Below are 25,934 nucleotides of genomic sequence, written 5' to 3'. Positions count from 1 at the left end.
CAGTGGCGCGCCCATCCCCCGATGTATGTGATGCGTCAGCCCCGCCCGGTGATCTGCTCGGCGACCGCGCGCAACGCGACCCGATCGGCGACCTCGAACGGCAGCGACGGGACCCCGACGATCGGCACCGTGGGGTGGGCGGCGGTGAACCGCTGCAGCAGGTGGACCTCACGCTTGGCCGTCCCGGCGCGTTCGGCGTGCACCAGCAGCACGCCGCGGGTGAGTTCGTCGAGGTCGCCGTCGCTGCGCTCCAGCGCCGCCCGCGCGGCGTCCTCGGTGATGCCGGTGAGGTTGGGGTGGGTGCGGTTGAGGATCAGTCCGGTCAGCGGCATCGACTCCTCGGAGAGCCGATCGACGAAGAACGCGGCCTCGCGCAGGGCATCCGGTTCCGCGGCGGCCACCACGGCGAATCGGGTGCCGGGCTGCTTGAGCAGTTCGTAGGTCTTCATCGCCCGGTCCTGGAAACCGCCGAACATCGAGTCCAGTGACTGCACGAAGGTGGCGACATCACGCAGCATGTCGCCACCGATGATGGTGGAGACGCCACGCATCGCCAGGCTCATCGCGCCGGTGACCATCCGGCCCACCCCGCGGCCACCGCCGACGAGCATCTTCATCAGCCGTCCGGACAGGAACGAACCGAGGCGTTGCGGGGCGTCGAGGAAGTCCAGTGCATTCCGCGACGGCGGGGTGTCGACGACGATCAGATCCCAGCGATTGGTCTCCAACAGCTTGCCGAGCTTCTCCATGGCCATGTATTCCTGTGTGCCGGAGAAGGATTCGGCCACGGTCTGGTAGAAGGAGTTCTCCATGATCGCCGCTGCGCGTTCGGGTGTCGAGTATTCGAGCACCATCTCGTCGAAGGTGCGGCGCATGTCGAGCATCATCGCGTCCAGCGTTCCGGCACCGTCGACGGCGACCGGTTGCGGGTCGTTGGTGAGTTCGCTCATCCCCAGTGACTGGGCGAGCCGCTTGGCCGGGTCGATGGTCAGCACCGCGACGGTCCGACCGGCCTCGGCGGCGTGCAGCGCCATCGCGGCGGCCGTCGTCGTCTTGCCGACTCCGCCTGCGCCACAACAGATCACCACGCGGGTCTCCGGGTCGGCCAGCACGGCGCCCATCTTCAGGTCCAGTGGCATCACGCGCCCGCTTTCTGCAGCAGATTGGCCAGTTCGTAGAGCCCGCCGAGGTCGATGCCGTCGCCGAGGGTGGGCAGTTCCAGGGTGGGCACCTCGACCTCGTCGAGCTGCGCCTTGGCGACCTGCTGGGCCTGCAGCCGGGAGGCGTGCTCGATGGTCTCGGTGAGCAGTCCGGCGAAGTCGGATTCGGAGGCGTCGATGCCGACCGCGGTCAGTCCCTTCGCCACGGTGGCGGCGTCGATGTGCCCCTCGGCGATGTCGTCGATCGAGTCGGCGGGCAGATGAATCGGGTTGACGCGGTTGATGATCAGGCTGCCGATGTGCAGATCCTTGCCGCGCAGTTCGTCGACCGCCTCGATTGTCTCGGTGATCGGCATCGCCTCGAGGAGGGTGACCAGATGGATCACGGTCTCCTCCGAGTGCAGCAGCCGGGCCACGCCCTCGCTCTGGTTGCGGATCGGTCCCGACTTGGCCAGGTCGGCCATGGCCTTGGTGACGTCGAGGAAGCTGCCGATGCGGCCGGTGGGTGGCGAATCGACGACGACCGCGTCGTAGACCCGGGTGCCCTTCTTGTCGGTTGCGATGATGCGTTCCTTGACCTTGCCGGTGATGAGCACGTCGCGCAGACCCGGGGCCACGGTGGTGACGAAGTCGATCGCCCCGATGCGCTTCATCGCGCGGCCGGCGAAGCCCAGGTTGTAGAACATGTCGAGGTATTCGAGCAGGGCGTGCTCGATGTCGATGGCCAGCGCCCACACCTCGCCGCCGCCCTCGGACGTGGCGATTCGCGTGTCGGTCGGTGGCAGCGGCGGGCTGTCGAAGAGTTGCGCGATGCCCTGCCGGCCCTCGCATTCGACGAGCAGGACGCGTTTGCCGTCGGCGGCGAGGGTCAGCGCCAGTGCCGCGGCGACCGTGGACTTGCCGGTGCCGCCCTTGCCGGAGACGAAGTGCAACCGGGCGCGGGCCGCGGAGTCCGGCCAGGAGTTCTGCGCGGTCACGTCCTCGGTGTCCTCGCGCAGGGCGGCTGCCGTCACATCGTCGGCCAGGTCGTCGGCCCTGGCCTGCGCCGCATACCGCGCGCCGTCACCGGCGCCGCCCCCGGCGGTGTGTGTCGTGCCGTCATCGGCAGTATCGTCGACCATCGCCCCACCCTATCCACTGTAGAAGTCCGCGGGAACAAACCGGTTAGGCTAACCCACATGAGTGAAGTGACCCCGTGGGAGTACGTGACGGTTCCGCTGCTGACCCATGCCACCAAACAGATCCTCGATCAGTGGGGCGCCGACGGCTGGGAGCTGGTCAGCGTGCTGCCCGGACCGACCGGTGAGCAGCACGTCGCCTACCTGAAGCGACCGAAGGGCTGATCGCGATGGGTACCTGGACCCGACGTCTCGACGAACTGGGAATCGCGCTGCCCACCGCACCGAAGCCGGTGGCCAATTACGTGCCGGCGGTGCGGTCGGGGAACCTCGTCTACACCTCCGGTCAGCTGCCGTTCGTCGACGGCGAGCTGACTGCGCGCGGCAAGGTGTGCGTCGGTGCCGAGGGCATCGTCAAACCGGATCAGGCCACCGCGGCCGCCCGGCAGTGCACCATCAACGCGCTGGCCGCCGTCGACGGTCTCGTCGGGATCGACTCGGTCGTGCGCGTGATCAAGGTGACGGGGTTCGTTGCGTCGTCACCCGGCTTCACCGGTCAGCCCGGAGTGCTCAATGGCGCCTCAGACCTGCTCGGTGAGATCTTCGGCGACGCCGGTGTCCACGCCCGATCGGCGGTCGGCGTGACCGAACTGCCGCTGGGCGCGCCGGTCGAGGTCGAACTCATCGTCGAGGTCGCCGATCAGTGAGCGCTGAGGTCGTCGCGGCGCTCATCCTCGCCGCGGCGGCCGCCGGATGGGTCGACGCCGTCGTCGGCGGCGGCGGGCTCATCCTCATCCCGGCGCTGTTGATCGGTCAGCCCGGCGTCGCTCCGGCGTCGGCGCTGGCCACCAACAAACTCGCCGCGGTCGTGGGGACCGCGTCGGCGGCGTGGCGGTACTCCCGTGCGGTGCCGCTGCACTGGCGACGTCTGGCGCCGGTGTTCGCCTGCGCCGTGGTGTGCTCGGGTGCCGGCGCCTTCGTCGCGAGCCGCCTGCCCACCGACGTGTTCACACCGATCGTGCTGGTGATGCTGGTGGCCGTGGGACTCTTCGTCGCCCTGAACCCCGGCTTCGGATCCGGTTCGGCCACACCACGTTCGCGGGCGTCGATGATCGCCGGACTGGTGATCGCGGGCGTCGTCATCGCGTTCTACGACGGTGTGATGGGTCCGGGCACCGGAACCTTCCTCATCATCACCCTGACCGCGCTGGTCGGGACGAACTTCCTGGAGAGTTCGGCGACGGCCAAGGTGATCAACACCGGCACCAACCTCGGTGCGCTGGCGGTCTTCGCCGCGCAGGGGCATGTGATGTGGTTGCTCGGTGCGGCGTTGGCGGTCGGCAACGTGATCGGCGCGCAGATCGGGGCGCGGATGGCGTTGGGGCGCGGCAGCGCCTTCGTGCGCTGGGTGCTGCTGGCCGTCGTCGTGGTGATGGTGGCGAAGCTGTCGTATGACCTGATCACCGGGTGAGCAGCGGGCGCCGCGGGCGACCCGATCCGGCGGCCGGTGTGAGCGCGATTACCCTGGGCGCATGACGGATTCCGGTGTCGGAGCCCCCGACGAACCCACCCCGGCGAACGAGCCGGTCTCCCATCCCGCCTACGGCGTGCTGCGCGAGGTCACCCCGTTCGCGTCGGTGCTGCTCTGCGAGAACCCGGGCGTGATGGAACTCGACGGGACCAACACCTACATCCTGCGGGCACCCGGCCACGCCGAGTGTGTGGTCGTCGACCCGGGCCCGCCGCGTCACAAGAAACATGTGAAAAACGTTGCGGCCCAACCGGGTATCGCGTTGACGCTGATCACCCACCGGCATTTCGACCACACCGGCGCCATCGACCGGTTGACCAAACACACCGGTGCGCCCACCCGCGCCCGGCTGGCCGAACACAGTCGCAACGCGCCGCCGCTGCGCGACCGGGAGATCATCGAGATCGCCGGACTGCGCATCACCGTCCTGTTCACCCCCGGCCATTCCGGTGACTCGGTGAGTTTCCTGGTCGAGCACGAGGATTCGCGTGCGGTGCTCACCGGCGACACCATCCTCGGCAGCGGCACCACCGTCATCGACCCCGCCGACGGCAGCCTGCGCGACTACATGGCGTCGCTGAACCGGCTCATCGTCGAGGGTGCCGACGCGGCGCTGCTACCCGCGCACGGCCCCGACCATCCGGCCCTCGAGCCGGTGGCCCGCTTCTACAAGGCGCACCGCGAGGAGCGCATCGATCAGATCCAGGCCGCGCTCGACGAGATGGGTGTCACCGCGCACCAGGCCAAGCCGATGAAGGTGGTCAAGAAGGTCTACGCCGACGTCGACAAGAAGCTCTGGCCGGCGGCCCGGATGTCGGTGAAGGCGCAGTTGGAGTACCTGCGGGGGGAATGACCACGGTCCGACGGTCATTGCGGGGCCCGACGGTGTTCTTCCGCGGGGTTCGTCATCGTCGGCCAGAAACTTCCTGCCGAAGAGCAGAAAAGTGGGGGAAGAAGATTCTTCCCCCACTTTTGTCAGGTCTGGTCCGCTCTTACCGTGCGCGCCTGGCGAGGCGCTCCGAGTCGGCGATCAGCACGCTCTTACCCTCCAGACGCAGCCAGCCGCGCTGGGCGAAGTCGGCGAGGGCCTTGTTCACGGTCTCGCGGGAGGCGCCGACGAGCTGGGCGATCTCTTCCTGCGTGAGGTCGTGGGTGACGCGCAGTGAGCCGCCCTCCTGCGTGCCGAAACGCTGCGCGAGCTGCAGGAGCTGCTTGGCGACGCGGCCGGGGACGTCGGTGAAGATGAGGTCCGCGAGGTTGTTGTTGGTGCGACGCAGGCGGCGGGCGAGGACGCGAAGCAGTTGCTCGGCGATCTCCGGACGGTCCTTGATCCAGGCGCGCAGCGCGTCACGGTCCATCGACACCGCGCGCACCTCGGTCACCGTGGTGGCCGAACTGGTCCGCGGACCCGGATCGAAGATGGACAGCTCGCCGAACATGTCGGACGGCCCCATGATCGTCAGCAGGTTCTCGCGTCCATCCGGCGAGCGACGGCCGACCTTCACCTTGCCGGACAGGATGATGTACAGCCGGTCGCCGGGTTCGCCCTCGTGGAAGATGACATGCCCACGCGGGAAATCGGCGGGCTGCAGCTGCTTGGTCAACGCCGCAACGGCAGAGGGCTCAACACCCTGGAATATGCCCGCCCGCGCCAGTACTTCCTCCACCAAGGAGTCCCTTCTCACTGTGACAACACCGGGTACGACCGGATCATCGCACCTCGTGCAACGCTACTCTCGCCACCAGCATAAGTGTTGAATGGGTCACGGGCGTCGCAATGGCGAGCGTGTCCCGTTGCGGGAAATGCGCGACGACTCAACCCGCCCGACGGTTGCGGAGTTCGTCCAGCGCGGCGGGCATCCCCTCGCGGGCGAGGGTGTCCACGTGCTGCGGCTCCGCGCCTTCCAGGAATTCCTCGACGTTGTCACGGTTGACCGTGACCTTGTCGGTCCACGCTTGAACCTTCTCCATGCCGAGCGCGAAGAGCATCAGCACAGCCGGGAACAGCAGCACGGCGAGTCCTTGCATGGCCCCCAGTAAACACCGGAGGGGTTGCCGACTCCCAACCAGAATGGCCGTGGTGATCGCTTTGTGACCAAAGCGTTGGCGGCGAGTGCGGCGACGCGCGCGCCGATCACCCCGCGCACGATCGCTAATCTGAACGGGTGAGTGCACGTAAGGCCCCGGGATCGCCGACACGGGCGGCGAAGGCGCCGGCCGCGGTCGCGGTGCCGTCCAAGCGGTCGGTGAAAAACGAGACCCACCTGGGTCTTGTGCGTCGTGCACGCCGGATGAATCGGGCGCTGATGGTCGCGTTTCCGCATGTGTACTGCGAACTCGACTTCACCACGCCGCTGGAGTTGTCGGTGGCGACGATCCTGTCGGCCCAGTGCACCGACGTGCGGGTCAATCAGGTGACCCCGGCGCTGTTCGCGAAGTACCGGACCTCCTGGGATTACGCGCAGGCCGATCGGATCGAACTCGAGGAGATGATCCGGTCGACGGGGTTCTACCGCAACAAGGCCAACTCCATCATCGGATTGGGGCAGGCGCTGGTCGAACGCTTCGACGGCGAGGTGCCGCACACGCTTCCCGAGCTGGTGTCGCTGCCCGGTTTCGGCCGCAAGACCGCCAATGTGGTGCTGGGGAACGCCTTCGGGGTGCCCGGCATCACCGTCGACACCCATTTCGGCCGGCTGGTGCGCCGGTGGCAGTGGACCGAGGAGACCGACCCGGTGAAGGTCGAGCACGCGGTCGGCGAGCTGATCGAACGCAAGGACTGGACCGACCTGTCGCATCGGGTGATCTTCCACGGCCGTCGGGTCTGTCACGCCCGTAAGCCCGCCTGCGGCGTGTGCATCCTCGCCAAGGACTGCCCGTCGGTCGGTACCGGACCGATGGACAAGGAGCAGGCCGCGGCACTGGTGAAGGGACCTGAGACCGATCATCTGCTGGAGTTGGCGGGGATCGCGCCCTGATGACGACCGACCACAGCGACCCACACGGTTCGTCCGAGGCTCCGGAGAGCGCGTCCGGACAGACGCCGACGCCCCCGCCGGCGACGCCCCCGCCGACCGCGCCTCCGCCGACCGCGGCCCCGCAGCCCGCACCCGAGCACCGACCGCGCGGCTCCCGGTTCCCGCCCGCCGCGCGCTGGACGGTGGTGTTCTTCGTCGTCGTCATCGCGCTGGTCGTGGCGATCTGGCCGCGTGAGGACGGATCGTCGTCCTCGTCGTCGCAGCAGGTCCGCCCGTCCGGGGCGCTGTCGGCAACCGATCTGCAGGTCGACGATGCGCAATTGGCGCAGGCGCGGACCGACGCCGCGATCGCACCGTGTCCGCAGGTCGGCGGCCCCGCGCCCGGGCCCTCGGCGGTGCTGGCCGGGGTGAGCGTGCCGTGCCTGGCCACCGGTGCGCCCTACGACGTCGGAACGGGGACCGTCGGCAAGCCGCTGGTCATCAACATGTGGGCGGTCTGGTGCGAGCCGTGCCGCCGCGAGCTGCCGGTGCTGGCCGAGTATGCCCAGCGCGCGGGCGAGAAGGTCACCGTGCTCACCGTGCACGCCAAGGAGGGGGCGGGCAACCAGTACCTGGTGCTGCGATTCCTCACCGAACTCGGCGTGCACCTGCCGGTCGTCCTCGACACCGACGGTGCGGTGGCTGCGGCGCTGCGGGCGCCGCGGGTGTTTCCGTCCACGATCATCGTCCGCGCGGACGGTAGTGTGGCCAAGATCGCGCCCACGGTGTTCGACGATCCCCAGCAGATCGCCGACGAGGTGCGGTCGGCGACGGGGGTCACTACGTGAGAATCTTTCACCGCTCCGGGAATCCGGGAAGCCCGGATTCCGGCGGCGGTAGCCCGGAGGATGGCGCTACACCGGACCCGGACGACTTCCCCGAGACACCGATCGGTCCGCTGGTACCGCGGGAACAGATCCCACCGTGGATGCGGACGCTGACCGACGACGTCACCGCGGTCCGCGAGCGGGTCCTCTCCCGCGGTGGTGACCGGACGCGCTGGGCCGCGATGCTGGGCCGCAACCGCCGGTCGGCGTCGGTGCTCATCCTGATCTCCGGATCGTGGGACGCCGATCCGCTGCATCCCGGGGGTCTGCCCGCCGACGCGGAGGTGCTGCTGACCGAGCGGGCGCCGACGCTGCGTCAGCACAGCGGGCAGGTGGCCTTCCCCGGTGGCGGCGTCGATCCGGGCGACGACTTCCCGGTCGGCACCGCCCTGCGCGAGGCCGACGAAGAGACGGGACTGTCCGCCCACGGCGTCGACGTCCTGGCGACGCTGCCCAGCTTCCCGGTGCCGGTCTCCGGGTTCGATGTGGTGCCGGTACTCGCGCACTGGAGCACGCCGGGACCGGTACGCGCCGTCGACCCGGGGGAGACCGCGCGGGTGGCCCGGGTGTCGCTGCGAGAACTGCTCGCGCCGCAGAACCGCTTTCAGGTTCGTCGGTCGGTGCTCGGTGGCCAGGTGTACAAGGGGCCCGCGTTCTTCGTCGACGGTCTGCTCGTCTGGGGTTTCACCGGCGGTCTGCTGGCCGCGATCAGTGACGCCTCGGGCTGGGCGGTGCCGTGGAACACCGATGACGTCCGGCCCCTCGACGAGATGATCGAGCTGGCCGGCAGCCCGCAGCAGACCGGTGCGGCCGCGGTGCTGCCCGCGCATCTGCGCGACCAGCACGACGGGACGCAGTCGTGACGTCCTCGACGTGGGTGGACATCGTCGTGATCGCGGTGGCGCTGATCGCGGCGATCAGCGGCTACCGGCACGGTGCGGTGGCCTCGGCGCTGGCCGTGCTCGGTGTCCTGCTCGGCGCAGTCGCCGGCATTCTGCTTGTGCCACATGCCTATTCGATCACCGACGACCGGAACCTGAAGCTGGTGATCACCGTCGTCGTCCTCGTCGGGCTGGTGGTCATCGGCGAGGTCGCCGGCATGATCCTGGGCAGCGCCCTGCGCAGCGGCATCCGGTCACCGGAACTGCGGGCCGTCGACAGCGGCGTCGGTCTGGTGCTGCAGGCCATCGCGGCGGTGTTGGCGATGTGGTTGCTGTCGATCCCGTTGTCGCACGACGGGTCGCCCCTCAAGCAGGCCATCGACAACTCGTCGGTCCTCGGTGCGGTCGGGCAGGCCGCACCGGCGGGCCTGGAGGCCCGCGCCGCCGACCGCTTCGACGAACTGTTCCAGGGCGAGGTGTTCGACGGGGTGCTGCGCCCCACCACCACGGCCAGCCAGGTCGATCCGCCCGATGCCGCTCTCGCCGATTCGCGTGTGGTCCGGCAGGTCCGGTCGAGTGTGGTGAAGATCGAGGGTGAGGCGCCGGATTGCGGTCAGGCGCTGGAGGGCAGCGGTTTCGTCGTCGGTCGCGATCTGGTGATGACCAACGCGCACGTGGTGGCCGGCACCACCACCCTGACGGTGACCCCGGACGGCGGAGCCGCCTACGACGCCGATGTGGTGCTCTTCGACGCCGGCAATGACGTCGCGGTGCTACGGGTCAGCGACCTCGGCGCCGAGCCCCTGGAGTTCGCCGCGCGCGAGGCGGCGACCGGCGACGACGCGATCGTCCTGGGGTTCCCGGAGGCCGGGCCGTTCCGTTCGACGGCGGTCCGGATACGTGGTGTGGGCGAACTGCCGACCGCCAACATCTACCGCAACCGGCAGGTGGTGCGCGAGGTGTACACGGTGCGGGGCGTCATCCGGCAGGGCAATTCCGGTGGGCCGATGATCAATGCAAACGGTGAGGTTCTCGGCGTCGTCTTCGCAACCGCGGAGAACCCGGCCGACGAGACCGGATATGCGCTGACCGCCAACGTCGTCCGCAGTGATCTGGAACGGGCGCAAGGACGCTATGCGCAGGTGCGGACCGGGGTGTGCCTGCGCGAGTGACGGGCCGTCCGCGATGCACGCGGCCGGACCCGCACCGATGCCGCGCTATGTCCGCGTCGTCCGCAGCAACTCGATCAGATGGGCGTTGAGGGCCCCGGGCTGTTCCTGATGGGCGAAGTGTCCGCTGCCGGGGATCTCGTGGTGGGTGAATTCCTCGGCCCACGTGTGGCTTTCGGTCATCACGTGTTCGGTGATGAACGGGTCGTCGGCGCCGCGCAGCGACAGCGTCGGGATGTGCAGTCGCCGGTGCATCAGGCGCATGAACCGGATGCCCTCGGGCCGGAACTGGGAGCGGAATGCCCAGCGCTGATACTCCAGGCTGGAGTGCGCGACATAGGGGATCTGGATCGCCGAACGGTTGCGGGTGATCGCCTCGGCGTAGTCGTCGGTGCGTTTCCAGGCCGCCCCGGCGCGCCGCCCGAAGTAGCGGCCGACGAAGGCGCCGTCGCGTCGGGTCAGCCGTGACTCGGCGTAGCGGGGAAGCTGATTGACCAGGAAGCCGGGCAGGAACGACGATCGCAGATCGGTGCGCAGGAGTACGTCGTGCCGCAGCGATCGGGGATGCGGTGAGGCGATCACCGCGATGGCCGAGACCACGCGGGGATGCAGGGTGGCCGTCGCCCAGCACACGAGGCCGCCGTCGGCGTGCCCGACGAGGGTGGCGCTGGTGTGGCCGAGCGCGCGGATCAGCCCGTTCGTGTCGCCGGCGAGCGTCCAGCCGTCGTAACCGCGTGGCGGTTTGTCGCTGTCGCCGTAGCCGCGCAGGTCCACCGCGACGGCCCGGAAACCGGCCTGCGAGAGCGCACCCAACTGGTGCCGCCAGCTCCACCAGAACTCGCCGAACCCGTGTAGCAACAGCACCAGCGGGCGGTCGGCGATCGGTTCGTCGACCTCGACGGCGTGGAACCGGAGGCCGTTGGCCCGGACGTCGAGGTGACGCCAGACGCCGGGCAGCCGCACGCTCGACGGGTCGGGCGCGACCACGGTGTCAGCCTTCGCGGGCGGGCGGGATGTTCGGATGGTCCGTGGCGACGGCCGCCTTGGATCGGTCGGTATGCACCGACGACGACGGCAGGACGGTCTGGATCTCCTTGACGGAGGCGATTGTCTTCTTGGGCCCGCGGACCTTGCGGAAGAACAGGTATCCCGCGATCGCCACGACGATGGTGATGAGAATCAGCAGTCCCAGCACGATCAGGTAGGCCGCCCAGCGCGGCAACCACACCGCGATCAGCTCGGCGAGAAAGATGAAGAAGAACAGGCTGGCGTAGAGGGCGGTCACGCCGGCGACGATCAGTGCGCCGGTACCGGCACCGGCCTTCTTGGCCTCGTCGACGAGTTCCGCCTTGGCCAGTGCGACCTCCGAACGGACCAGCGTCGACATGCTCGCGGTCGCGTCCTTGACCAGGTTGCCGATGGTCGGCTCGCCCTTGGGGCCGAGATCCGCGTCCGACAGCGGGATCGCGGGGACCGGCCGGCTGCTCGGTGCAGACTGGCCGTTGTCGTTTCGGCTCACAGCATCCTCCGTCTCTGGGGTGTGTGGGTTATGTTGCCATGCTGCCCCGCGTCGGGGTCGATGGAGTGTCGCGCTCGGACCCGAACGCGAGCGAGCGGCGCCCCGGGCGGGGAGCCGCTCGCTGCGGTGCGACCACGTGGTGCGCTGTTGTTCAGGCCTTCTTGGCGCGGATGGCCTCGAAGACCGACGGGTCGACGAGGGTGGAGGTGTCGCCGAGTTCGCGGCCCTCGGCGACGTCCTTGAGCAGTCGTCGCATGATCTTGCCCGAGCGGGTCTTGGGCAGTTCGGGCACCACGTTGATCTCACGGGGTTTGGCGATGGGTGAGATCTCGATCGAGACCTGCTGGCGCAGTTCGGCGATGAGGACCTCGCCGGTGTTCTCGACCCCCTCGCGCAGGATGACGAAGGCGACGATGCCCTGGCCTGTGGTCTCGTCGGCGGCGCCGATCACGGCGGCCTCGGCGACCCCGGAGTGCCCGACGAGCGCGGATTCGACCTCGGCGGTGGAGATGCGGTGCCCGGAGATGTTCATGACGTCGTCGACGCGTCCGAGAACCCACAGGGCGTGATCGTCGTCGTAGCGGGCGCCGTCACCGGCGAAGTACCAGCCCTGCTCGGCGAAGCGAGACCAGTAGGTGTCGCGGTAGCGTTCGTCGTCGCCCCAGATTCCGCGCAGCATCGACGGCCACGGCTTGTCCAGGACGAGGTAGCCCTGCTCGCCGGCGCCGACCGGGTTGGCGTTGTCGTCGACGATGGTGGCGCTGATACCGGGCAGCGGGCCCATCGCCGATCCCGGCTTGGTGGAGGTGACGCCGGGCAGCGGGGAGATCATGATGGCGCCGGTCTCGGTCTGCCACCAGGTGTCCACGATCGGGGCCTTGTTGCCGCCGATCACGTCGCGGTACCACTTCCACGCCTCGGGGTTGATCGGCTCGCCGACCGAACCGAGCAGACGCACCGAGGACAGGTCGTGGGCGTCGGGGATCTCCCGGCCCCACTTCATGAAGGTGCGGATCAGCGTCGGGGCGATGTAGTAGATGGTGACGCCGTAGCGCTCGATGATCTCGAAGTGGCGATGTTCGTTGGGGGAGTTGGGGGTTCCCTCGTAGACGACCTCGGTGGCGCCGTTGGACAGCGGACCGTAGACGAGATAGCTGTGCCCGGTGACCCAGCCGATGTCGGCGCCGCACCAGAAGACGTCGCGGCCTTCCTTGTGGTCGAAGACGTAGTGGAAGGTGTAGGACGCCTGGGTGAGGTAGCCACCGGAGGTGTGCACGATGCCCTTGGGCTTGCCGGTGGTGCCGGAGGTGTACAGCAGGAACAGCGGGTGCTCGGAGTCGAAGGCCTCCGGCTCGTGTTCGGGGGATTGTTCGGCGACGGTGTCCTCCCACCACACGTCGCGACCCTGGACCCACGGCAGATCCGGATCGTGGTTGGTGCGGCGCACCACGATGACCTTCTCGACCGACTCCGCGGCGTCGTCGCCGGTGCCGAGGGCCTCGTCGACGGCGGCCTTCAGCGGGGCGGGCTTGCCGCGGCGGTACTGGCCGTCGGTGGTGATGACGAGCTTGGCCGACGCGTCGTCGACGCGGGAACGCAGCGCGCCGGAGGAGAATCCGGCGAAGACCACCGAATGGGTCAGACCGAGGCGGGCGCAGGCCAGCATCGAGATCAGCGCCTCGGGGATCATCGGCATGTAGATGGCCACCCGGTCACCGGCGGTCAGGCCGATCGCGGTGAAGTAGTTCGCGGCTCGGCTCACCTCGTCCTTGAGCTGGGCGTAGGTGATGTCGCGGGAATCGCCGGGCTCACCCACCCAGTGGATGGCGACGCGGTCGCCCTTGCCCGCGGCGACGTGGCGGTCGACGCAGTTGACCGACACATTCAGCTTGCCGCCGACGAACCACTTCGCGAACGGGGCGTCCGACCAGTCGAGAACCTGGGAGAAGTCGGTGTCCCAGTCCAGGCGTCGGGCCTGCTCGGCCCAGAAGCCGAGGCGGTCGGAATCGGCGCGGTCGTAGAGTTCGGCGGTGCCGTTGGCCTGGGCGGCGAACTCCTCCGACGGCGGGTAACCGGGAACGGTTTCGGATGCGGATGTGGTCATCGGATTGCATGGCCTTTCGCTGGTCGGCAACGGATCGCGGATGGCCGCCGCGCGTGACGCGGCGACCGTGGGGAACCTATTGTGAGGGTAGTCACGTTGGATGGCCGTTGCAGACACCTGGGACCACTGCGCGCGACGAATGGTGGGTGGCGTTCGGTGAGCGGCGCCCGGTTGCCGCCGGGTGGGCGTGTGCGGGCCGCTTGTACGAGCACGGGGTGGGCGTCGGTGTGGCCGCCGGGCGTCCGCGGGTAGGGTTCGAGCACGTGACCGCCGATCCGCTCGCCCCACTGGCCGACCTGCCCGGGGTGAGCGCCGCCGCCGACACCGCGCGTGACGCGCTCGCGGCCGTGCATCGTCATCCCGCCAATCTGCGCGGCTGGGACAAGACCGCGACCGAGGCGTCGTGGCGTGCCGGGCGGTCCTCGGCCGCGATCGACGGCGGCAGCGTCGAGTTGCGTCGTGACGGCGACTTCGACGATCCGATCCTGGCCGGCGCGATGCGGGTGGCCCAGGCCCTCGACGGGGAGGCCGCCGACTCGTTGACCGCGATCTTCCGCCGCGCCCCGGCGCAGGCCTTCGCCCGGCTGCACATGCTGGCCGCGGCCGACCTGGTCGACGATCCCGACGACCTCGGCCGGCCCCGCGCCGGTGCCGAGGTCGCCGACCGGCTGGATCTGCTGGCCCAGCTGATCACCGGCTCCACCCGGGTGGCCGCCCCGATCCTGGCCGCGGTGGTCCACGGCGAGTTGCTGAGTCTGGGGGCGTTTCCGACGGCCAACGGAGTGGTGGCGCGTGCCGCATCACGGTTGGTCTGTATGTCGACGGGCCTCGATCCGCACAATCTCGGCGTGCCGGAGGTGACGTGGCTGCGGCGGGTCGCCGACTACCGGGTGCTCTCGAAGGCATTCGGCACCGGCCGTCCGGAGGCGCTGGGGGAGTGGATCATCTTCTGTTGCGAGGCGCTGAGCGCCGGTGCGGCCGAGGCGAGGTCGATCGCCGACGCCGCGCGTGCCGGGTGAGCGGGGCCTGCGCTGAGGGTCCCCGGCTGTCGTTGACGGCGCTCTGTCCTTCACTGACAGCGCCCTGAATCCCGTTGACAGCGCCCGGTTCTTCGTTGACAGCGCTCTGGAACCCGTTGACAGCGCTCTGGTTTTCGTTGACAGCGCTCGCTTCTTCACTGACGGCGCTTGTTCTCCCCCGCACAACACTGCGGGGGCACAACACTGCGGGCGGCGCCCTCGTCATCGACGAAGGTGCCGCCCGCAAAGCACGGACTCAAGCTACCAAGCGTGCTTGGTGGGTTGTGGTTACCGCCTCGGCGATGGACCTCGGCTATGCAAGCGAATTCTGTTCCGGCGCTGCCAATCTCGTCCCATCACGACGTCATCCGTGGATTCCGTCGGCGCTGTCCGAGGGTCGGGGCGCTGCCATTCCATCTTCGTCACATGGCCTCGATGTCGCAGGCGCACAACACTTGTGCCTTATGCGGCTTGCTCCGCGTGGGTACTTGCCGCCCGTGCTGGGAAGGCTCGGGATGGGGGCTCGATCCTTCTCTTCCGGATCGAGCGTTGCCTTCCGAGGTTCCGTAAGACCTTTGTACACCGTGACGCCGATCACAGCAAGACTCAAGCGTGTCAACGTTCGGTGGAGTTCTCGTAACCTGCGGTTCATGCTGGTACGCAACAACTTCCGGGTGCCGAGGCGGCTACCGGGACGTCGTGCGGCGCACTCCCACCCCGTAGCCGACGGCCGCTCCGACACCGACGACGAGTGCCGCCGCGAGTGCCGGTGCTGCGGCGGAGGCGGCCGACGGCTCGGTCTCGAGCGCGAAGTCGTAGATCGGCCAGTCGTGGTTCTCGGCGAGTCGGCGTAGTGCTCGATCGGGGTTGACGACGCGCGGGTGGCCGACGGATTCGAGCATCGGGACGTCGGTGATCGAGTCGGTGAAGGCGTAGCTCTTGTCGAGGTCGTAGCCGTAATCGGCGGCCACGCTCTCGATCGCCGCGCGCTTCTCCTCGCCGTAGCAGTAGTAGGTCAGTTCGCCCGTGTAGTGGCCGTCGTCGTCGATCTGCATCTCGCTGGCCCGTACGTGGTCGACGCCGAGCAGTGCGCCGATGGGTTCGACGATGTCGCGGCCGGATGCGGACACCAGGACGACGTCGTGACCCAGGTCATGGTGCAACGCGATGAGTTCGGCGGCGCCGGCATAGATCAGCGGGGTGACGACCTCGTCGAGCGACTCGGCCACGATCCGCTGCACCTGGGTCGCATCCCATCCGCGGCACATGGTGGTGACGTGGCGCCGCAGGCGTTCGACGTGGTCGGCGTCGGCCGGGGAGAGGGCGAAGGTGAGTTGGTTGTAGGCCGACTTCATCAGGGTTCGGGTGTCGAGGAGTCCGCCGTGGAAGAACTCGCGGCTGAAGGCGAGGATGGACGATTTGGCGATGACCGTTTTGTCCAGATCGAAGAAGGCTGCGACGTCCGGCCCGGGCGTGGGTGGGCGGCCATCGCTCATCGTCGGATGATACGACTCCCGGCTACGCTATAAGTCGACTTCGGTCATCTCGCGCGTTGCGGCCGGTGCGGTGCCTTGTTCGGGTCGGTAAACCCGCAGGCAGTGAGACGAAAACGCGACGTTGTGTCGGATGTCGATCACGCTTGCGGACTGCGATCGAGGGTGTATAGTCGGTGGTACCCGGTCTTCGGACCGGCGCCTTTCAGCCCGACCCCCCGGGGCTGAAACGCGATGACCCCGGCCTCCTCCCCCCCTGGCCGGGGTCGTCCTCTATCTGGGGCACTTTTCTAACCCCCGACCAGCCCACAGCGGTTGTGCACAATCTCCGCGGTTTCCACAGATCCGCCAGTTCCATCACGCCGCGCGGCGGCGCGGCCCGGAGAGTCCGTCACGATGACGCCATGTCCGACTCCCTGCTGGCCCTCGTCGACCCCGCCCTGTGCGACGACGTCGCCCGATGCGCCGCCGCCGCCGGTTACCGCCTCGTCGTGGTCGACCCGCAACGGTGCCGCGCCGAGTGGCTGCGGGCCCGCGCGGTCGTCGTCGATCCGTCGGCGGTGGCCGTGCTCGGCAATACCGCAGTCCCCCGACGGCACGGTGTGCTGCTCGTCGCCGACGCGCCACCGGCGGCGACCACGTGGCGAGCGGCCATGGATCTCGGTGCCGGTGATGCGGCCCTCCTCCCGGCGGACGAGTCCCACCTCGTCCGGCGCCTGACCGAACTGCGCACCCCGCGTCAGGCCACCGCCGGCGCCATCGCGCTGATGGCCGCCCACGGTGGAGCCGGTGCCTCGGTGCTGGCCGCCGCGGTCGCCCTCGCCGCCGGCGACGCGGGCGAGGAGGTGCTGCTCCTCGACGTCGACGAGTTCGGCGGCGGTGTCGATCTGCTGCTCGGCATCGAGGACCGGCCGGGTCTGCGCTGGCAGGACCTCGCGATCGAGGCCGGTGCGGTCAACGGTCAGGCGCTGCGTCATGCGTTGCCGAAGGCCAACGACCGCCTGTCGGTGCTCACCGGTCGCCGCGACGACGGTGCGTCACTGACCGCCGACGCGGTGCTCGCCACCGTCGACGCCGGCCGTGCCCACGGCGACCTGGTGGTCGTCGACCTGCCGCGCACCGACACCGACATCGTGCGCGGCGTCGTCGAATCGGTGGATCTGGTGGTCCTCGTTTCCACTCCGACGGTGTCCGGGTGCGCAGCCGCGCGCCGAGTGGCCGACCGACTTCTCGGCGATGCCGCCGAGGTGGGGCTGGTGATCCGCGGGCCGTCGCCGGGCGGTCTGCGGCCCGCCCAGATCGCCGATGCCGTCGGTCTGCCGCTGCTGGCGGCCTTCCGTCCGGATCCGAGACTGCCCGGTCGCGTGGAAGGCGGACGGCTGCAACCGGGTTCGCGTAGCCCGTTGGGGCGGGCGGCGACGGCGGTGTATCGCGCCGTCACTGTTGCCGACCACGGGCCGGCGTCGGGTCCCGGCGTCCGAACCGCCGTTGCCGGTCGGTTCGCCCCGCCACCCGCGGCCGGTGATCGGTCGGTCGCATGAGGGCGGCACACGCCGACGAGGCGCTTCTCGATCGGGTACGTACCCGGCTCGCCGCCGAGAAGACCGAGGTGACCGCGGCGGTCATCGCCGACGCGATCCGGGCCGAATCCGGCGGGGTGCTCGGTGACACCGACCTGCTCGCGGTGCTGCGTTACCTGCAGACCGAACTGACCGGCGCCGGTCGTCTCGAGGAACTCCTCGCCGAACCCGACATCACCGACATCCTCGTCGTCGGGCCCGACCGGGTGTGGGTCGACCGTGGAACGGGACTGGCGCTCACCGGTATCCGATTCGACGACGACGCCGCGGTGCGTCGCCTCGCCGGGCGTCTCGCACTGAGCGCCGGCCGACGCCTCGACGACGCCCAACCGTGGGTCGACGGGCAACTGTCGAGCCTGGGACGTCGTGGCTACACGGTGCGGCTGCACGCGATGATCCCACCGCTCTCGGCCGACGGAACCTGCCTGTCGCTGCGCGTGTTACGCACCGCCAGTATGGGATTCGATGCACTCGTCGACGCGGACGCCATTCCGGCCGACGCCGCCGATCTCCTCCGCGGCATCCTCGATGCGCGGTTGTCCTTCCTCATCGTCGGCGGCACCGGCTCGGGTAAGACGACCCTGCTCGGCGCGCTCATCGAGCAGATGGCCGACACCGAGCGCATCGTCTGCGTCGAGGACGCCCTGGAGTTGACGCCGACGCATCCGCATGTGGTCCGGCTGGTCGCACGAACCGCGAATGTCGAAGGTGCCGGCGAGGTCCCGGTGCGGGTGCTGGTGCGGCAGGCGTTACGGATGCGGCCCGATCGCATCATCGTCGGTGAGGTGCGCGGTGCGGAGGTGATCGACCTGCTGACCGCGCTCAACACCGGGCACGACGGCAGTGGCGGTACGTTGCACGCCAATTCGACCGCCGAGGTGCCCGCACGGATGGAAGCGCTTGCGGCACTGGGCGGAATGGGGCGCGCGGCACTGCACAGTCAGCTCGGTGCCGCGGTGTTATCTGGGGTTAGATGCAGCCGTTACCGCCTGTTACCGATAGGTCACAGGCTAACCCGGACGCCTAACCGGATACACCTGCAGGAAGCACTGTTACCGATTGGGCCGGAGTGGGAGAGCCTGTTGCGCTTATCGCCCGACCACGCCACGAGCGTTCACAGCAAGAGGCGGGCTCGGTGATGAATACCCCACGCCCAGGAAGCAGCATTTGGCGCCGCGTCGACGATGGTGCTACAGCGGTCGTCGAGACAAGCGTGGCCCCGATGTTGGACAGTGGTCATGACGACGATGTCTGGGCTGCACTTGAAGAAGGCACCTGGATATTTCCGTGCGACGGCGGCGGAATCGAGTTCGAGGTTGAGAGCGTGCTTTCCCATCCCATCGGGCCTGGCGGTATTGTCGTGGTCGCTCCGGAATGTCCGACCTTCGGTATCTGGGAAAGGCTCGACAGCTGGACGCCATCCGACGGCATTTGAGCACTAGTAGTCACCTACCTGGTTAGTAGAAGGTGATGATCTCGCTGGTGTGCGTGTCTGCGGTGTACTTCAGCCCAACCTGATAGCGCCTTACCTCGCCGTTCTCGTCGGGAAACTCCACCTGGACGCTGTACATCATCGCGTTGAGCTCGGGTGCCGGCTTGCCGTTGCGTGAGCCCGGCTTGAACCGCATGTTATAGACCAGACCATTTGTCAGCTTCGATTTGATCGCGTCGGCCAACGCGTCGTGATCCAGCGAGGCAAGTCCTGCCGTCCGAAGTGAGTTGCCGTGATCCGTGTTGAGGTACTGAATCCGACTTTCGTTGATCACAACGCGAGTCGTTGTGGCTGGCTGGAGATCGCCACCAAGGAGGCTCAACGCCACAGAGCTATCGACGTCAGCCCACTCGGGAACTCCGTTGTCCAAACGGTGTGAGAGAAATGGTCCGTAGATTGCTTCATCGATCCCCACGATCTGGAAACCACTTGCCTCATAAGGGTATCCGATCAGATTCGCATAGCCATCGACGTCCCTCTCACAAATGATGGCGTCGCGCAAGCGCAACCCAACCTGCGGCAGGTGCAGACCAAACTTGAACGGGCACCATGTCGAACAGTCGACGTAGCCGAGATAGCCTCCACCTGAATCTAATAGCGCCGCAGCAGTGTTCGTGAGCTGGGTGGCTGACATATTCGTCATGTACACCACGAAATAGCCGCCCGCCGCTAGCCGCGGCCAGCCGCTTGGTCCCACAAGGCGCTCGTCGAACTCTTGCCAGATGAACTCGTCGGGCGGGCCAATGACATCACCGACCCGCAAAGCGGTCTTCTCAGGCCCGTGCTGCTTCAGTGCCGGGACCCACAGGTCTGCAATCTCGTAGCCGTATGCCACTCGTTCGTGCCGCCGGGAGTTGAAGATGAACGCAACCTCGTGACGACCAGGCTTCGGTACAAGGGCGTTGCCCAGTTCCTTGTAGTCAATTGAGGAGGCCTCAAGTTGTCTGACCACAAGGTCATGATGCTGACGGATCATCTTCCGTACCTGATCCGACTGCAGACCAAGGTCGCTGATGATTACACTAATCGCGATGTTCGAATAGTTGTTGAGGCAGTGGATGAAGAACTCGTCATCTTCATCAGGTTGACTCCCGGGGGCTCTACCTCGTTCCAATTCGGCCATTGCGCACCTTGTCTTGGCAGTTGCAGGAAGAAGAACTCCGTCAGGATGCCGCTGCCTGGGCTGGACGGTTCCCGCTGCGCACTGCCGACTTGGCGACGGTAGCGGAAATCTTCACACCACGCACGCGGCCTCGCGACGGCTTCGCCTGTAGGACAGTGAATTTGCCTCCGCCGTTCCAGCTGTAAAGGTCGCTCACCCCACCGGTGTCTGTCCCGGCAGTGACTCGGGCGAGCCGCGGAATCAGTACCTTCTGCGTGGTTGTAACGGATCGCTCGATTGCGATCCACTGGCGCCCCATTTTGTGTGCGGTGGCGGCGGTGGTTCCCGAGCCTGCGAACAGGTCGAGTACGAGTTCACCAGGATCGGTGCTGACGTGGATGATCCGTTCGAGCAACGCTTCTGGCTTCGGTGTGGCGAAGACGGTGTCAGTGTCCGGGAACATGGTCTGCAGGTGACGTTTCGCGTCGTCGTTGGTACCGGTCTCAGCAGCAGACCAGACCGAGAAGGGAACAAGCCCGCGAACCTGGTGAGCGAACAGTTTCAATCGCGGGTTGCCAGCGCCGCTGCGCGGGAACCAGATCCGGTCTTCCTGGAGCAGTTGCTTGTAGGTTGCCTCGGTGGCATACCAGCTACGTCCGCGAGGCGGAAGTAGTTCCTTGCCTGCGGGATTCACGATGGTGTAGTGCTGGTTGGCGCGGTAGCCGGGAGCTGTGAACGGCGCGTCGGCCCAGGGTCCTCGGGGGTCGCTGTCTCGATTGCGAAGCTCGGAAGCATCTTTTACAAGGAGGTTCCGCCGCTTCTTCCATGAACGAGGGCCGCTCGGCGCGTACACCATCAGGTGGTCGTGATTGTTGGAGAACGCTGACCGTGATTCCCGGGTAGTTCTTTTCTGCCACACCACATTTGCGACGAAGGCATCGACCCCGAATACCTCGTCAAGCACGCAACGTGCCCGATGGTTCTCGCTGTCATCGAGATGGACCCAGATGCTTGCGTCGTCGGACAGGTACGGCTTGACGGCGAGCAGGCGGTCACGGAGGAGGGACAGCCACATCCCGCTGTCCAGTGCGTCTTCGTAGAAGCCGAACGATCGACCTGTGTTGAAAGGTGGATCGATGTACAGCAGCCGCACTGATTGCGGGGCGAGTGCGCCCGAGTGATGTAGTGCGGCCAGCGCATCGAGTCCGTCGCCGCACACGACCGTCCCGACTGCTGGGGAGCGTGGGGCGCCGAGGTTTCCGACTTCGATGATCGGCTTCGCCGGAGCTGCCTCGGTCGAGTCGGCCCACTTGTAGTCGGACTCGCCGACGGCCCAGAGGAGTTTGTCCTTGTTTGGCCAGTTGAGGGTGATCTGCTTGTCTGTCATGCTCAGTCCAGCGCGATCTTCAAGACAGTGCATCGTAGGTCGCAGATACGTATCCAAAACATATGTTAAATGTTAGGCGATAGGTATGACCGAACGGAACCGCCACACCGCTTCACCTGCGGAAAAACTCTGTGAGAGCAGGGACAAGCAGCCGGGTTTTCGTTGGCCAATCGCCGTCGACAATCGCCTGGACAGACTAGTCGAGGCGGCGAACGATGCGGGCCTCAACACGACGCGTCGGGAACTCATAGCAGCGATTGTGGCAAGTCACACCGACAATCCGAAGGCACTAGAGAAGGCCATCAAGTACTACCGCACGGTGACGCTCCAGAAAGCCGCTGGTCAAGACAACGTAACCGAAATCGGCCTCGTGGAGCACGGCCCGGGCCCTCGGAAGAGGCGAGCGCGCTGAGTCAGTTCAGGGCCCCAAGTCACCCGGTGTCCGCATCAGGCGCAGATAGAGGTCCGCGAGGACCGCTTCCAGCCGCTGTGCGCGGGTGTCGTCACCTACGCCGCGCTCGTAGGTGAACAGTGACAGCCCGATGGTGACCAGGAACCGCGGCCCCGCTGAGAAACCTGAGACGTCGTAGACGCATGGCTCTTGGTCCCCGGGATAGACGAGCACAGCAATCGCTGTTCGCAGAGAGCCCGCTGTCGCGAGGGTCTGGAACGTGTGATCGCGGTCCGGTTTGGCCGAATCGCTGGTGTACTTCGCCTCAAACGAAATCGTCGGCACTCCCGGACTCCTCATGAGCAAGCCGTCCGGGATCACGCTCTGTCCTACGTTCGTCCGATTGTCGGTGATCAGCGAGTGCGTGGTCTTCTCCGCCACCTGGTACAGGCCATCGCTACGATGCGCGAGTGCAGTCAAGGTGCGTTCCAGAAGGGTTTCGAGTAGTGGCCACGGCTCGACAGCAACCTCCAAGCCGTGGATGGTTCCGGGGTCGCCAACCACGGAGCGGTTCTTCAGGATCGCCGCGGCGATATCCCAAGCCGGTTGGTAGTGACGCCACTGCGGAGGTAGCGGCTTGTTGGCGATGAACGGGTTGACGTTGGTCGGCGAAGGTGCGCCTGGCAATAGCTGCCGTTCAATGCCGCGAAGTCGCATGGCGATAGAGGCCTGACGAGACGAAACTGCAAGTAGATCAGCGACTTTAGCGAGCGCACGGCTGAAATCATTGGACGTCGTGAAGCTGTCGCGTTCAATGGGGAAGTGATTGGGATGCAGGACCGATGTCCGCACCCAGTCGGAGACCCGGAGATGGCCGCGCAAGCGGCGCAGTGTAAGTCGTTCGCGTTGGTACGCTTCAATGGGCCCCGAGGCCGCTAGTGCGGATTGCAGGCGGTTCGCGTACTCAGCTGCAACGGCGGTCGTGAGGTCACTGCGGGGTGGGCTATGACTCGATCGTCGGCTGCTCGATACCGCGATCCGCGTGTTCGCATTCAGGAGTTGAACGATAGCGTCAGGCCATCGCTCGTTGGTGGTGTGGGGCGGGTCAACGCGCAGTGCCCTCCCAGACGGGAGGCCGGTGGAGCCGAGAAGGTTACCCAGCGCCACTCGACCGTCGGGTTGGAGTCTGAACTGGCTGAAGCGAGGCTTAAGGACCTCTCGCAGACCCCCGATAGCCGTCCTTACCTCAGCAATATCGTTACTGCTTAACGATTCTGAACGCCACTCGGTGAACGTCAGCGCTTCGTCGTTGGCTCTCACGGGTAGCCGGCTTGACGCCGCAATTCGTTCAGCGCGTCACTAGGGTCCAGGCTTCCGAGTTCGGTCAGTTCAAGTCGCGCCTGGCCCAAAGAACCCACCGAGCTCTCGGCTGCTCGCCACCACGCGGCCGTCTTTGTCGGCTTGGTGCGAGCGGAGTCCGATGACCCCGCGAGCAGCACGGCCGCGAGGCCATCGTCGTTGTCCTGGAATGACAGCCGAAGCGTCTGGCGAAGGTGATCGTCCCACGCGGTCACCAGCGCATCGAAAGCCGTTTGGGCGCTGGGCCCCTGGACCTTCCAGAAGTTTGCGGGACCCAGCTGGAAGTCTTTGCCGAGCACGGACGTAATGCGCCGGTTGACTGCTTGCAGGACATCGACCGCCAGCCTGGCGACGTGTGCCGGTGTCCAGCCGTCGAGGCCCGTTGGTGCATTCGTGTCGCCAATGCCCGCTGTTTCCTCGGCCGCCTCGCTCTCTTCGCCAGAAGAGGCGGCGTTGCCGGAACTGTCACCCACCTCGCTGTCGTCAGCTTCGGCAGCCGCGTTGGGGATCGGTGTGGCATGGACTGGAAGGTCGTCGGCCGCTTCGAGATGGTTCTCTAGAGCGTTGTAATCGGGCTGGTAGTCGAGAATCGAAAAGCGTCGTCGTAGTGCAGCATCCAACGGTGCCACCGATCGATCGCTGCTGTTCATGGCGGCGATGATCCACAGGTTGGGCGGCAGACTGAACCGGCTCGGCACTGTGGGGTCGGTGTTGTTGGGTGCGAACTCATCGGTGACGGATATGCCGAGCGTGGAGTACGGCAAATCCACGGCGGCACTGCCGCGTTTGTCCTTGTCGAGCAGTGCGAGCATGTCGCCCAAGATCGACGCCGCGTTGCCACGGTTGAACTCATCGAGGATGAGTGCGGTCCGATGTCCGGTTGCGGTGGCGAAGTGGGCCAGGCTAAGGAGCGGCCCTGGGGTGGGTTGAACGATAACCCCACCGTTGTTGCCGGGGGCTGGGATGGGCATGAGACCGACGACCAGGTCGTCGTATGAGTAATTGGGATGAAAGACCACGGTGCGGACTTTCCCAGCGTCGGCGTTGGAGGTGTTCTCCGTCCAGGCGGCATGATTCTTGTCGGGGTCGAACAGGATTCGACTTCCTGGTTCCTCGATGTACTTCGCGAGACGGTCCAGGGCGACGGTCTTTCCGGTGCCGGGCGGGCCGACGAGCAGGACGTTGGGGTTCTCCTCCAACTTCTCGATCAGTGCCGCGACGTCGCCGGTCAGCGCCGTACCTTCGTTTCGGAGACGCAACCATCCAAAAGCCCGTGTCTTCTTGGTGGAGTACGCGAGATTCCGAATCGCAGTCGGAAGGAGCGCGGCATCGGCGAACTCTAATTCTTTTGGAGGACTTGCCAAGTAGCAGCGCAGGTGCAGAGTATTCGGCTCATCAACTAACTTGATCGCGACCAGATAGGCGTTCATGCCCGTGGCCACGAAGCTGTCGAACTCGGCGTCGGCGTCGGCTATCGTCGTCTTCGAGGGATCGCCGGGAATTGTTTCGGGGCCCGTCGAATTCGGGTTCGGCGTCATCTTCCATGCGGGCGGTGCTCCCTGCGATGTTTCCCAACTCAGGTGTGGCCTGTCGTTCGAGCGAAAGATGATGGCGCCCTTGCTGGTACCGCCCGGCCATTTGTAGTCGATGTTCGTTCTCATTCCCGAGGGATCATTCGGGGGAAAGAACTCGAGGAGAGCCTCCCGAAGCTCGGGTGATTGAACGAGTTGCAGGTAGTCCTTGGTGTAGCCCGCCGACTTTCCTCCGGCGGCAGTGACGCCCCGTCCGTAGGTGGGGCTGTGCGCAGCCTTCCCGTAGTAGAAGACGAAGACTGCCTCGACGAGTTGGTCGCTCACTGTGGCCTTCCCACGATGATCGCTTCGGGAGACTTCCGTGCCTCGACTTCACGGGTGGCCTGGGCTGACAACGGCCGGTGGGTCGTGAAGGTGACAATCTCACCAGAGTCGAAAAGGTCACGTACACCGCTGGTATCGCGGTTACTCAACACCCACCATGCTCCCTTGTCTGTCAGTTCCCGACATAGCGCCGCCAGGTCCTTGAGGTCGGCCCCGTTGAACACTTTGGCCGTATACTTGTTGAACTTCGAAGTTGGTTCTGCCTCATCAGGATTGGTGAAAATGGGGAGGTACGGGGGGTCCAGGTAGACGAAGTCGCCACGCTGAACGCCGGACAACGCATCCCGGAAATCCTGCTCCTGGATGGTTGTCTCTGTCAGTGCCTGTCGGATCAATGCGAGCGTCTCGTCCGTGAACGGTTTGAACTGCCGGTTCCCCCACGGGGTGTTCATTGCACCGGTCTTCGAATTCTCCCTCCAGAGGTGGTTCCATGACGTGGCGTTCAGGTAGAAGAAACGTGCTGCCTGATCCACGGCGTCCTCGGGCTGTGCGGCGCGGACCTCGTAGTAGAAGTCCTTAGAGTCGCTCGCCTCGTACCACTTGAGCCGTTCGACGAGGTCGCCTTGGTGGTCGCGCATGACGACCCACGCGTTTACCAGATGTGTATTCAGGTCTGACAGGTGCGCGTGACCAGTGATCCTGGGCCGAACGGCGAGGAACACGCTGCCACCGCCGACGAACGGCTCGTGGTAGTTGGTGATGGTCTCGGGAAAGTACGGGAGCAACTTCGGCAACAGCCGGGACTTCCCACCGGCCCACCGGACGAACGGCCTCATCGCCGGTGCGGAAATCGCCTGATCAACGGGCACCTGCGCCTCCTCACTCACCTCACGCCTCCGGATATCCTAGCTGCCGTCGAAATCCGTGTC

The 25,934-nt window shown here is 66.6% G+C and carries 26 protein-coding genes; 13 read left to right on the top strand and 13 right to left on the bottom strand.

All coding sequences use genetic code 11. The annotated features are described in order from the left end of the window. Nucleotides 1–35: 35 nt before the first annotated feature. Together bagB and bagA are read right to left on the bottom strand one after the other, a co-directional pair. Nucleotides 36–1,139 carry an ArsA family ATPase gene (gene bagB / locus ABLE94_RS06680; protein WP_348808391.1) on the bottom strand — a complete coding sequence of 368 codons (1,104 nt, stop codon included), beginning with the start codon at nucleotides 1,137–1,139 and terminating at the stop codon, nucleotides 36–38. Beyond that, nucleotides 1,139–2,281 (bottom strand): ATPase BagA, encoded by a 1,143-nt coding sequence (bagA, locus tag ABLE94_RS06675; RefSeq protein ID WP_348808390.1) that lies wholly within the window; start codon nucleotides 2,279–2,281, stop codon nucleotides 1,139–1,141. The genes bagB and bagA overlap by 1 nt, the downstream gene beginning before the upstream one ends. Nucleotides 2,282–2,338: 57 nt before the next feature. Here bagA and sp36 point away from each other — a divergent pair, with 57 nt between their 5' ends. The 4 genes from sp36 to ABLE94_RS06655 all read left to right on the top strand — a co-directional run bounded on the left by sp36 (nucleotide 2,339) and on the right by ABLE94_RS06655 (nucleotide 4,662). Beyond that, nucleotides 2,339–2,503 (top strand): Sp36 family protein, encoded by a 165-nt coding sequence (gene sp36, locus ABLE94_RS06670; RefSeq protein WP_348808389.1) that lies wholly within the window; start codon nucleotides 2,339–2,341, stop codon nucleotides 2,501–2,503. A 5-nt stretch (nucleotides 2,504–2,508) separates the two neighbouring features. After that, on the top strand, nucleotides 2,509–2,985 hold the full coding sequence (locus ABLE94_RS06665; protein ID WP_348808388.1) for a RidA family protein: 477 nt from the start codon (nucleotides 2,509–2,511) through the stop codon (nucleotides 2,983–2,985). After that, nucleotides 2,982–3,749 carry a TSUP family transporter gene (locus ABLE94_RS06660; RefSeq protein ID WP_348808387.1) on the top strand — a complete coding sequence of 256 codons (768 nt, stop codon included), beginning with the start codon at nucleotides 2,982–2,984 and terminating at the stop codon, nucleotides 3,747–3,749. The genes ABLE94_RS06665 and ABLE94_RS06660 overlap by 4 nt, the downstream gene beginning before the upstream one ends. A gap of 61 nt (nucleotides 3,750–3,810) precedes the next feature. Next, the gene (locus ABLE94_RS06655) at nucleotides 3,811–4,662 is read left to right on the top strand and encodes an MBL fold metallo-hydrolase (protein WP_348808386.1); all 852 of its coding nucleotides are present in this window, start codon (nucleotides 3,811–3,813) and stop codon (nucleotides 4,660–4,662) included. 139 nt (nucleotides 4,663–4,801) lie between these two features. Here the strand turns inward: ABLE94_RS06655 and ABLE94_RS06650 are convergent, their stop codons facing one another. Together ABLE94_RS06650 and ABLE94_RS06645 are read right to left on the bottom strand one after the other, a co-directional pair. Further along, a complete protein-coding gene (locus tag ABLE94_RS06650; RefSeq protein ID WP_348805329.1) occupies nucleotides 4,802–5,476 on the bottom strand; it encodes a Crp/Fnr family transcriptional regulator in 675 nt (224 codons plus the stop codon). Between the two features lie 148 nt (nucleotides 5,477–5,624). Next, entirely contained in the window at nucleotides 5,625–5,837 is a 213-nt protein-coding gene (locus ABLE94_RS06645; protein WP_348808385.1) for a hypothetical protein, read from the bottom strand. Nucleotides 5,838–6,100: 263 nt separating this feature from the next. Between ABLE94_RS06645 and nth the strand changes: the two genes are divergently transcribed. The 4 genes from nth to ABLE94_RS06625 all read left to right on the top strand — a co-directional run bounded on the left by nth (nucleotide 6,101) and on the right by ABLE94_RS06625 (nucleotide 9,706). Beyond that, a complete protein-coding gene (gene nth, locus ABLE94_RS06640) occupies nucleotides 6,101–6,787 on the top strand; it encodes an endonuclease III (RefSeq protein WP_348808468.1) in 687 nt (228 codons plus the stop codon). Further along, nucleotides 6,787–7,614, top strand: coding sequence for a TlpA disulfide reductase family protein (locus tag ABLE94_RS06635; protein WP_348808384.1), 828 nt, complete (start codon nucleotides 6,787–6,789; stop codon nucleotides 7,612–7,614). Before nth ends, ABLE94_RS06635 begins: the two co-directional genes overlap by 1 nt. A 140-nt stretch (nucleotides 7,615–7,754) precedes the next feature. Further along, nucleotides 7,755–8,516, top strand: coding sequence for an NUDIX hydrolase (locus ABLE94_RS06630; RefSeq protein WP_348808467.1), 762 nt, complete (start codon nucleotides 7,755–7,757; stop codon nucleotides 8,514–8,516). Continuing rightward, nucleotides 8,513–9,706 (top strand): MarP family serine protease, encoded by a 1,194-nt coding sequence (locus ABLE94_RS06625; protein ID WP_348808383.1) that lies wholly within the window; start codon nucleotides 8,513–8,515, stop codon nucleotides 9,704–9,706. The genes ABLE94_RS06630 and ABLE94_RS06625 overlap by 4 nt, the downstream gene beginning before the upstream one ends. Before the next feature lie 45 nt (nucleotides 9,707–9,751). Here the strand turns inward: ABLE94_RS06625 and ABLE94_RS06620 are convergent, their stop codons facing one another. The 3 genes from ABLE94_RS06620 to acs form a co-directional block, all read right to left on the bottom strand. Continuing rightward, nucleotides 9,752–10,690, bottom strand: a complete 939-nt coding sequence (locus tag ABLE94_RS06620) for an alpha/beta fold hydrolase (RefSeq protein WP_348808382.1) — start codon at nucleotides 10,688–10,690, stop codon at nucleotides 9,752–9,754. A gap of 4 nt (nucleotides 10,691–10,694) precedes the next feature. Beyond that, entirely contained in the window at nucleotides 10,695–11,222 is a 528-nt protein-coding gene (locus tag ABLE94_RS06615) for a phage holin family protein (RefSeq protein WP_348808381.1), read from the bottom strand. 151 nt (nucleotides 11,223–11,373) lie between these two features. Further along, entirely contained in the window at nucleotides 11,374–13,326 is a 1,953-nt protein-coding gene (gene acs, locus ABLE94_RS06610; protein ID WP_348808380.1) for an acetate--CoA ligase, read from the bottom strand. A gap of 263 nt (nucleotides 13,327–13,589) precedes the next feature. On the opposite strand from acs, the gene ABLE94_RS06605 reads away from it, so the two are divergent. Next, nucleotides 13,590–14,345: a Fic family protein gene (locus tag ABLE94_RS06605; RefSeq protein WP_348808466.1), complete on the top strand. Its 756-nt coding sequence runs from the start codon at nucleotides 13,590–13,592 to the stop codon at nucleotides 14,343–14,345. A 686-nt stretch (nucleotides 14,346–15,031) separates the two neighbouring features. On the opposite strand, the gene ABLE94_RS06600 is transcribed toward ABLE94_RS06605, so the two are convergent. Beyond that, nucleotides 15,032–15,841 (bottom strand): HAD family hydrolase, encoded by an 810-nt coding sequence (locus tag ABLE94_RS06600; RefSeq protein ID WP_348808379.1) that lies wholly within the window; start codon nucleotides 15,839–15,841, stop codon nucleotides 15,032–15,034. A 401-nt stretch (nucleotides 15,842–16,242) separates the two neighbouring features. Here ABLE94_RS06600 and ssd point away from each other — a divergent pair, with 401 nt between their 5' ends. The 3 genes from ssd (at nucleotide 16,243) to ABLE94_RS06585 (ending at nucleotide 18,853) form a co-directional block, all read left to right on the top strand. Beyond that, nucleotides 16,243–17,379, top strand: a complete 1,137-nt coding sequence (gene ssd, locus ABLE94_RS06595) for a septum site-determining protein Ssd (RefSeq protein ID WP_348808378.1) — start codon at nucleotides 16,243–16,245, stop codon at nucleotides 17,377–17,379. Further along, nucleotides 17,376–18,557 carry a TadA family conjugal transfer-associated ATPase gene (locus tag ABLE94_RS06590; protein ID WP_348808377.1) on the top strand — a complete coding sequence of 394 codons (1,182 nt, stop codon included), beginning with the start codon at nucleotides 17,376–17,378 and terminating at the stop codon, nucleotides 18,555–18,557. The genes ssd and ABLE94_RS06590 overlap by 4 nt, the downstream gene beginning before the upstream one ends. Nucleotides 18,558–18,640: 83 nt before the next feature. Then, complete coding sequence (locus ABLE94_RS06585) at nucleotides 18,641–18,853, top strand: hypothetical protein (protein ID WP_348808376.1); 213 nt, start codon at nucleotides 18,641–18,643, stop codon at nucleotides 18,851–18,853. A gap of 22 nt (nucleotides 18,854–18,875) precedes the next feature. Here ABLE94_RS06585 and ABLE94_RS06580 read toward each other — a convergent pair whose 3' ends face one another. Beyond that, on the bottom strand, nucleotides 18,876–20,033 hold the full coding sequence (locus ABLE94_RS06580; protein WP_348808375.1) for a hypothetical protein: 1,158 nt from the start codon (nucleotides 20,031–20,033) through the stop codon (nucleotides 18,876–18,878). Nucleotides 20,034–20,073: 40 nt separating this feature from the next. Then, the gene (locus ABLE94_RS06575) at nucleotides 20,074–21,399 is read right to left on the bottom strand and encodes a site-specific DNA-methyltransferase (protein WP_348808374.1); all 1,326 of its coding nucleotides are present in this window, start codon (nucleotides 21,397–21,399) and stop codon (nucleotides 20,074–20,076) included. 85 nt (nucleotides 21,400–21,484) lie between these two features. On the opposite strand from ABLE94_RS06575, the gene ABLE94_RS06570 reads away from it, so the two are divergent. Continuing rightward, on the top strand, nucleotides 21,485–21,811 hold the full coding sequence (locus tag ABLE94_RS06570; protein ID WP_348808373.1) for a hypothetical protein: 327 nt from the start codon (nucleotides 21,485–21,487) through the stop codon (nucleotides 21,809–21,811). A gap of 6 nt (nucleotides 21,812–21,817) precedes the next feature. Here the strand turns inward: ABLE94_RS06570 and ABLE94_RS06565 are convergent, their stop codons facing one another. The 3 genes from ABLE94_RS06565 to ABLE94_RS06555 form a co-directional block, all read right to left on the bottom strand. Beyond that, the gene (locus ABLE94_RS06565) at nucleotides 21,818–22,957 is read right to left on the bottom strand and encodes a 5-methylcytosine restriction system specificity protein McrC (RefSeq protein WP_348808465.1); all 1,140 of its coding nucleotides are present in this window, start codon (nucleotides 22,955–22,957) and stop codon (nucleotides 21,818–21,820) included. 149 nt (nucleotides 22,958–23,106) lie between these two features. Further along, entirely contained in the window at nucleotides 23,107–25,005 is a 1,899-nt protein-coding gene (locus ABLE94_RS06560) for an McrB family protein (protein WP_348808372.1), read from the bottom strand. Beyond that, a complete protein-coding gene (locus tag ABLE94_RS06555) occupies nucleotides 25,002–25,874 on the bottom strand; it encodes a DNA adenine methylase (protein ID WP_348808371.1) in 873 nt (290 codons plus the stop codon). Before ABLE94_RS06555 ends, ABLE94_RS06560 begins: the two co-directional genes overlap by 4 nt. Nucleotides 25,875–25,934: the final 60 nt, after the last annotated feature.

The sequence above is a fragment of the Gordonia sp. VNK1 genome (assembly GCF_040049135.1).
Taxonomy (GTDB): Bacteria; Actinomycetota; Actinomycetes; order Mycobacteriales; family Mycobacteriaceae; genus Gordonia; species Gordonia oleivorans.
This window is presented reverse-complemented; position numbering and strand designations above follow the sequence as displayed.

Bases quoted from the DNA above. Each gene is read 5' to 3' on its own strand.
- ABLE94_RS06575 (WP_348808374.1), bottom strand. From the start codon at position 21,399: ATGACAGACAAGCAGATCACCCTCAACTGGCCAAACAAGGACAAACTC.
- bagA (WP_348808390.1), bottom strand. From the start codon at position 2,281: ATGGTCGACGATACTGCCGATGACGGCACGACACACACCGCCGGGGGC.
- ABLE94_RS06590 (WP_348808377.1), top strand. From the start codon at position 17,376: ATGAGGGCGGCACACGCCGACGAGGCGCTTCTCGATCGGGTACGTACC.
- ABLE94_RS06580 (WP_348808375.1), bottom strand. From the start codon at position 20,033: ATGGCCGAATTGGAACGAGGTAGAGCCCCCGGGAGTCAACCTGATGAA.
- ABLE94_RS06635 (WP_348808384.1), top strand. From the start codon at position 6,787: ATGACGACCGACCACAGCGACCCACACGGTTCGTCCGAGGCTCCGGAG.
- nth (WP_348808468.1), top strand. From the start codon at position 6,101: ATGAATCGGGCGCTGATGGTCGCGTTTCCGCATGTGTACTGCGAACTC.
- sp36 (WP_348808389.1), top strand. From the start codon at position 2,339: ATGAGTGAAGTGACCCCGTGGGAGTACGTGACGGTTCCGCTGCTGACC.
- bagB (WP_348808391.1), bottom strand. From the start codon at position 1,139: ATGCCACTGGACCTGAAGATGGGCGCCGTGCTGGCCGACCCGGAGACC.
- ssd (WP_348808378.1), top strand. From the start codon at position 16,243: ATGTCCGACTCCCTGCTGGCCCTCGTCGACCCCGCCCTGTGCGACGAC.
- ABLE94_RS06600 (WP_348808379.1), bottom strand. From the start codon at position 15,841: ATGAGCGATGGCCGCCCACCCACGCCCGGGCCGGACGTCGCAGCCTTC.
- acs (WP_348808380.1), bottom strand. From the start codon at position 13,326: ATGACCACATCCGCATCCGAAACCGTTCCCGGTTACCCGCCGTCGGAG.
- ABLE94_RS06630 (WP_348808467.1), top strand. From the start codon at position 7,755: ATGCGGACGCTGACCGACGACGTCACCGCGGTCCGCGAGCGGGTCCTC.
- ABLE94_RS06570 (WP_348808373.1), top strand. From the start codon at position 21,485: ATGACCGAACGGAACCGCCACACCGCTTCACCTGCGGAAAAACTCTGT.
- ABLE94_RS06585 (WP_348808376.1), top strand. From the start codon at position 18,641: ATGTTGGACAGTGGTCATGACGACGATGTCTGGGCTGCACTTGAAGAA.
- ABLE94_RS06645 (WP_348808385.1), bottom strand. From the start codon at position 5,837: ATGCAAGGACTCGCCGTGCTGCTGTTCCCGGCTGTGCTGATGCTCTTC.
- ABLE94_RS06655 (WP_348808386.1), top strand. From the start codon at position 3,811: ATGACGGATTCCGGTGTCGGAGCCCCCGACGAACCCACCCCGGCGAAC.
- ABLE94_RS06665 (WP_348808388.1), top strand. From the start codon at position 2,509: ATGGGTACCTGGACCCGACGTCTCGACGAACTGGGAATCGCGCTGCCC.